Genomic DNA, 6,827 nt, shown 5'->3' on the forward strand with positions numbered 1-6,827 from the left:
CTAAAAAGCAAGCATTTTTTTGTCTGAATTCTTGGGTCCATTATAGATGGCGTTATTCGTACATCTATGAGAGATGCGGTTATGGAAACTGATGATAGTGGACATGAACGCATAAATAGAATAAACTATGAAATTATTACTTTACAGGCATTAAGAGATAAATTACGTTGTAAAGAAATATGGGGAGTTGGTGCAAATAGATATAGAAATCCTGATGAAGACTTACCAATCGACTTTGAAGAGCATAGGAAAGAAAATTATAAAGCACTAAATAAACCCTTAGATTCAGAAAAATTTATAAATAGTATTAAACAATCCATGTATAATTCATTAAATAAATTAGATGTTGGCATGCTTAAAAATCCAAAAGTACGTATATCTAATAAAAATAATAAAGGTTGGATTACTGTATCCCCTAGTGAACCGCAAGATGAACCCATGAACTTGTCAAAAATAAAAGCTGAAATTATGAGACACTGGCCAATGACTAATTTGCTTGATGTACTTAAAGAAGCAGATTTAAGAATAAATTTTACAGACAACTTTAAGACCATGGCTTCTCATGAAAGATTAGATAGAGAAGTAATTCAAAAGCGTCTTATTTTAGCACTATATGGATTAGGTACAAATACAGGATTGAAGCGTATCGCTGCAGGAAATCATGGTGAAAATTATGAGAATTTGCTTTATATAAAAAGAAAATTTATAAATAAAGATAACTTACATAATGCAATAACATCAGTAGTTAATGCAATACTTAAAAGTAGAGTAGAAGACATATGGGGTGAAGGAACAACAACCTGTGCTTCTGATAGTAAAAAATTTGGAGCATGGGATCAAAATCTAATGACAGAATGGCATATTAGATATCGGGGTCGTGGTGTAATGATATATTGGCATGTTGAAAAAAATTCTACATGTATATATTCACAGTTAAAACAATGCTCATCTTCTGAAGTATCTGCAATGATAGAAGGATTATTAAAACATTGTACAGATATGGAAATAAAAAAAATTTTGTTGATTCTCATGGTCAAAGTGAAGTTGCTTTTGCGTTTTGTCATTTATTAGGTTTTAATCTAATGCCTAGAATTAAAGCAATACATTCACAAAAATTATATAGACCTGATACTGGAATAAGTGAACTATATCCTAATCTTCAACTAGTGCTGACAAGGCCTATAAATTGCGAACTTATAAGGCAGCAGTATGATCAAATGATAAAATATGCTACAGCTTTAAGACTAGGCACAGCAGAAACAGAAGCTATATTAAAAAGATTTACCAGAAATAATTTGAAACATCCAACATATTTAGCTCTTGCAGAATTAGGAAAAGCTATAAAGACTATATTTCTTTGCGAATACTTAAACTCAGAAGCTCTAAGAATAGAGATACATGAAGGACTTAATGTGGTTGAAAATTGGAACTCAGCTAACTCATTTATTTTCTATGGTAAAAGTGGTGAAATATCAACAAATAGAATCGAAGATCAGGAGCTTTCAGTATTAAGTCTTCATCTTTTGCAAAATTGCTTGGTATACGTAAATACACTAATGATACAACAAATATTATCTGAAAAGAAATGGTATGATATGATGGAACCTGAAGATTTCAGAGCATTAACCCCATTAATATATAATCATGTAAATCCGTATGGAAATTTTGATTTAGATATGACTCAAAGAATTCCTATAAATATATACAATAATTCAGTACAAGTATAATACCGATTATATATTAATCCATGCTATATTCTTAATAGTTATCATGGATTACAGTATATTCCATTTACTTTTCAGTACATGACACGGATGCTCCTTCTACCCCTTGTAGCCTATCCAGTTTGATAAGCTAAACATAAAAGAACAGGTAGAATTTATTAATGAAGAATTACAAAAAGATAAAAAAATAAGTGTTACAAAATTATGTAAAAAATATGGTATAAATAAAAGTACAATTATAAGTAGATTTACAACAAAAGGCTACTGTTTATGCTAACATAAAAATAGGTCAAGCGCTCATTGAAAACTAGGTCACTTATCAGCCAAAATATGTTATTCTTTTAGTATTATGCTAAGAGGAGGACAGAAGGAAGTGATCACACTGACACAAAAACAAAAAATAATACTGAAACATATTGATGGAATGAGCAACCGGGCTATTGCAAAAGAATTACACATGAGTAAAGATACTATAAATAAATATGTCAATGAGTATCAACATCAAAAAACAGAATTATTGCTTATTAATCCTGGATTAGATCAATCCGAACTTATTCAAGCAATTATCGAAAAACCAAAATATCATTCCAATGGACGTAAACCTGTAAAGGTGACACAACAGATATTGGATATTATTGAAAAATGTCTGGAATCAAACAGAAAGAAGCGTTCAGAAGGAAGATCAAAGCAGGCCATGAAAAAAATAGACATCCACGAATATCTGATAAAACAGGGATGCAGTATCAGTTATTCGACAGTTAAACGTCTTGTAAACCAGGATGAGATGAGGTATAGGGAAGCTTTTATAAGACAGGAATATAAATTGGGTGATATTTGTGAATTTGACTGGGGCGAAGTAAAACTTGATATTGGTGGCTCAGGATTTAAGAAATATCAGATGGCAGTATTTACACCTGCAAAAGCAAACTATCGTTTTGCCATACTGTTTAAATCGCAGGATACACCGGTATTTCAGCAGCCACATGCAGAATTTTTTGAACACTGCGGCGGCTCCTATAAAACCATGGTATACGATAATATGAAAGTTGCAGTAAAAAAATTTGTAGGGCTTCATGAGAAGGAACCAACTAAAGCACTAACTGAACTTTCTATCTACTATGGATTTAACTTCCGGTTTTGTAATATTGCCGCAGGCAACGAGAAGGGTCACGTTGAGAGAAGTGTTGAGTACGTAAGAAGACATGCATTTAGTGCACCTGATCACGAAACCTTTGACAGTCTTGCAGAAGCAAACCAGTATCTTTTCGAAACATGTATGAATTTGAATAAAAGAAGAACTTCCAATTGTACTATACCATTTGAAGTATTTGAACAGGAAAAGAAGTTTTTGCTGCCGCATCTTTCAAAATTCGAGAGCTGTATAATTTGCGAAAGCGGGGTGGACAAATACTCAACTATTGTTATAAGTCAAAACCATTATTCTGTTCCAGACATCTATGTAAACAAACTGGTGATGTCAAAAACATATACGGATAAGATCATAATCTATTATGGCAGAGCTGTAATAGCCGTACATAACCGCAGTTATGTGAATCATGATTGGAAGATAGAGCTGAAACATTATCTGAGAACTCTATCTAAAAAACCAGGTGCCCTTCACAAAAGCACGGCACTGCTTCAGGCGGACACCAAAATTAAAAATATCTATGATCATTATTATAACAATGATGTAAGAACATTTCTACATGTTCTTGAAGTTATTTATGAAAAAGGTGTAGATGCTGTTTGTGATGCATTAAGAGAACTGGAGAAAATTTCACCTCTTGATATGAGTGCTGATAAAGTAAGCACTGTCTGTGACAGGCGTGCGGAGAAAAATAATATAAGGAGAGATTACAATGATTATATTTCCCAAAAATCACGGAATACCCTATCTGTATATAATCAGCTGGCTCGAATTCAATCAGGATGTTTAAGGGAGGAAATTTTATAAAAAATGAGAGTTAAGTTAAATGAAGAAATCAAAGAATACTGCCGTATCTTAAAACTTCACGGTATACAAGAACACTTTGAAGAGGAAATGGGTGAATCAAGTGACTACGAAGATTTTCTCCACAAACTTCTGACCTATGAACTGGTAGAAAAAGATAAACGCAGTGTGGAATGCCGTATACGCAATGCAAAATTTCCATACAGGAAATATTTAGAGGATATTGAAACAAAATACCTTCCTGCTCCAATGAAAAAGATACTGCCGGAACTGGCCACAATGAAATTTATTGAACAGGGAAAAAATGTGATTATGTCGGGCAATCCGGGAACTGGGAAAACCCATGTCAGTATAGGGCTTGGAATTAAGGCGTGTATGGAAGGATATAAGGTTTTATTCACTACAGTTCCCCTGTTAATTACAACACTTAAGGAATGTAACAGCCAGAAAACGCTGCGTTATTTTGAAAGACGCTTCGAGAAATATGACCTTGTTATTGCTGACGAATTAGGATATATTTCCTTTGATAAGGAAGGGGCAGAACTTTTATTTACAAATCTTTCTTTACGGGCATCAAGAAAATCTATAATAATAACAACAAACCTTTCTTTTGACAGATGGGAAGAGGTATTTGGTGATCCTGTCATTACAAGTGCAATGGTAGACAGGCTTACCCATAAAGCTTATATAGTAGACATGACAGGTGATTCCTACCGACTTAGGGAAACATTTGAGGGAAGTGGAAAAGAGGCACATCATCTTTTGAAAATATGCACTTATAGATAAGTGTATATTTTTGGAGGGAGGGTGACCTAAAATTGGATGGACTTTTGACCTAAAAAGTCATTGACATATACAGCTACAAATATAATGCGGAATTAAGAGCTTATATAAAAGATATAGTTATACAAAACAATAATAAAAGTATAAGTAATATAAAACATGAAAAAACTCAAGTATCTAAAAATAATGATGTGATAGAATTACAGGAAATTAAAGATTTAAAAATTTCATTATCAGATGTAAAAGAATTATTAGAAATGAAAGAACAATTAAAAGAGATTATACAAGAATATAGCAAAAATAAAAATATAATAGATGTACCAGAAGAGCCAGAATTGAAAATTGATTTAAGTAAATTTAAAGGAGAATTAAAGGGTAGATTAATAAAGGTATATGATAATATTAATAAAGACTGGATTAAATTTTGTAAGAAAAATAATCAATTTAAGATGCAAGATCTTTATTCACTTGCTCTATTAGAATTTATGAATAGATATAAGAAATAATTTTAAGGTATATAAGCACTAGAGTTATTATAAAGATTGTCATAATTACGAAATAAGATAGTGTATTTAATATATAATTTAAAGTCTTGATTAAAATAGAAAAACCTTAATTAAAACAATTAAGGTTTTTTTATTTTAATTGAAATTATTGATCTACCAATATTTCACTATCAGTAATGCACCAAGTGTTATTAATCTTTTTTATAGTATATTTTACTAAACCGTTCCTATAGCCACCTATTTCTTTATTATTATAGTCACTAACAGAAATAGAATCTCGCATATATATATATATTTTATTTAATCTTATTTTTCTAGAATCTTGTTTTAATTCAAAAAATGTTATTTTGTAAGGCTTCTTATATTTGGAGTTACCTTTAAATACTTTAAATCCATTGGTTTTATTAAAAACATTTTTTGACATATGTTTAGATATTTCTTTAGTATATCCATCATTTGTTGTATAAGCTTTTTTCATAAAAATATAAAAATCTTCATTCTTCACTAAATTAATATTTCTAATAAAAAAGATTATAGTTAGTATAGATAATATTAGTATTATATATATAATACATTTAATAAATTTGCTTTTTATATTTTCCCCCTCCCTTTTTAATTAATGCCAAAATTTTATATATCTTATATTTGTATATGATGATGTTGGATATACATTAGCTATAGGGTAATTTTTTCTAGGGTCAGAATGAGCTGAATATAACCATCCACTACCATCTCTACCTGTTATTATAACAGTATGAGACCAATCACTTCCCACCCATTTTTTATGGTATAATTGAATAACGTCTCCTAATCTTGAACCAGAACTTGAATCTCCACCAGATGTATAACCACTACTTCTCATATAATTGTAAAAAGCTTTTACATTTATCCATGAAGTTGTATTACTAGACCACGCTGATCCAGCAGTAGGTATTCCTCCCCAATTAACACATTGAGAAACAAAATTAGTACAATCTCCACCTTCTTTATCATAGTTATGATATTTAGGATTAAAGCTATATGCCCATTTAAGAGCGTAATTTACAGCAGCATTTGCCTTATATCCTGAATAAGCAGCTTTAGTATTAACAGGTACTGATGTTGTTTGTTTATTTTGTTCTTCAGCATATCTATCTATATTATTTGATATATCGTCTATAGAACTTATTTTATCAGTGATGAAATTATCGTACTCTTCTGTATTTTCTATTTTTTTAGAAGCATCATAATCTAATTTATTAATTGATCTAACTTGATTAGTAGAATTAATAGGCTCTTCCTGCATATCTGTTAAATCTAACATTTTAGTTATATAGTAATTATTACCTTTTTTTTCTAACTCAAATATATATTTTTCATCAAAAGAAGATGATTTAACATTAGAATTTGATAGATAAAAATCTATACTATACTTAACATTTAATGTATATTTGTTGTTAGAATTTTTTTGTATATTTTCTATATCTAAAGTACTATTATAATTCAATGCTTTTAAATTTACTTTTTTATACCATTGAGTCTTAAATTTGTTAGTTTTTTCAATTAGTTCAAGTAATTTAGAATCTCCAATTAATTCTTGATTACTTTTAAATTTCCAAGTTTTCATTATTTCATATTGAGTATCTAAAATAGTTTTTATGTTTTCTTTAATTTTAAGTGAATCAGAATCTGATAATTCTAGTTTAGTATTTGTAGGATCACTTTCATATGTAGTTTTTGCAAATACTGTATTACTAAACAATATAGTGTATATTAATAAAATACCTACAAATAATCCTAATTTTTTTTTAAACATAAGTATCCCCCTTAAGCTATAATAGTACGCTCTCGAAAACTCAGAGAGCTTGATTTTTATATATTATA

General features: G+C 29.9%; 5 protein-coding genes and 1 pseudogene. 4 read left to right on the forward strand and 2 right to left on the reverse strand.

Annotated elements, in window-relative coordinates; translation table 11 throughout:
- Positions 1-42: 42 nt before the first annotated feature.
- The 4 genes and pseudogenes from ACFHWD_RS20210 to ACFHWD_RS20225 all read left to right on the forward strand — a co-directional run.
- Positions 43-1,727, forward strand: a pseudogene (locus tag ACFHWD_RS20210) (Tn3 family transposase); the annotation flags it as partial.
- Between the two features lie 370 nt (positions 1,728-2,097).
- Entirely contained in the window at positions 2,098-3,678 is a 1,581-nt protein-coding gene (gene istA / locus ACFHWD_RS20215; protein ID WP_179977691.1) for an IS21 family transposase, read from the forward strand.
- Between the two features lie 3 nt (positions 3,679-3,681).
- Positions 3,682-4,461, forward strand: coding sequence for an IS21-like element helper ATPase IstB (istB, locus tag ACFHWD_RS20220; RefSeq protein WP_179977690.1), 780 nt, complete (start codon positions 3,682-3,684; stop codon positions 4,459-4,461).
- Positions 4,462-4,649: 188 nt separating this feature from the next.
- Positions 4,650-4,964 (forward strand): hypothetical protein, encoded by a 315-nt coding sequence (locus ACFHWD_RS20225; RefSeq protein WP_179977689.1) that lies wholly within the window; start codon positions 4,650-4,652, stop codon positions 4,962-4,964.
- A 145-nt stretch (positions 4,965-5,109) separates the two neighbouring features.
- Here the strand turns inward: ACFHWD_RS20225 and ACFHWD_RS20230 are convergent, their stop codons facing one another.
- Together ACFHWD_RS20230 and ACFHWD_RS20235 are read right to left on the reverse strand one after the other, a co-directional pair.
- Positions 5,110-5,469: a hypothetical protein gene (locus tag ACFHWD_RS20230; protein WP_378062902.1), complete on the reverse strand. Its 360-nt coding sequence runs from the start codon at positions 5,467-5,469 to the stop codon at positions 5,110-5,112.
- 111 nt (positions 5,470-5,580) lie between these two features.
- Positions 5,581-6,759, reverse strand: coding sequence for an amidase domain-containing protein (locus ACFHWD_RS20235; RefSeq protein WP_179977687.1), 1,179 nt, complete (start codon positions 6,757-6,759; stop codon positions 5,581-5,583).
- Between the last annotated feature and the right edge of the window lie 68 nt (positions 6,760-6,827).

The organism is Clostridium sp. MT-14 (assembly GCF_042436595.1).
Lineage (GTDB): Bacteria > Bacillota > Clostridia > Clostridiales > Clostridiaceae > Clostridium_B > Clostridium_B aromativorans.

Excerpts from the sequence above, each read along its gene's own strand:
- istB (WP_179977690.1), top strand. The coding sequence starts at position 3,682 with ATGAGAGTTAAGTTAAATGAAGAAATCAAAGAATACTGCCGTATCTTA.
- ACFHWD_RS20235 (WP_179977687.1), bottom strand. The coding sequence starts at position 6,759 with ATGTTTAAAAAAAAATTAGGATTATTTGTAGGTATTTTATTAATATAC.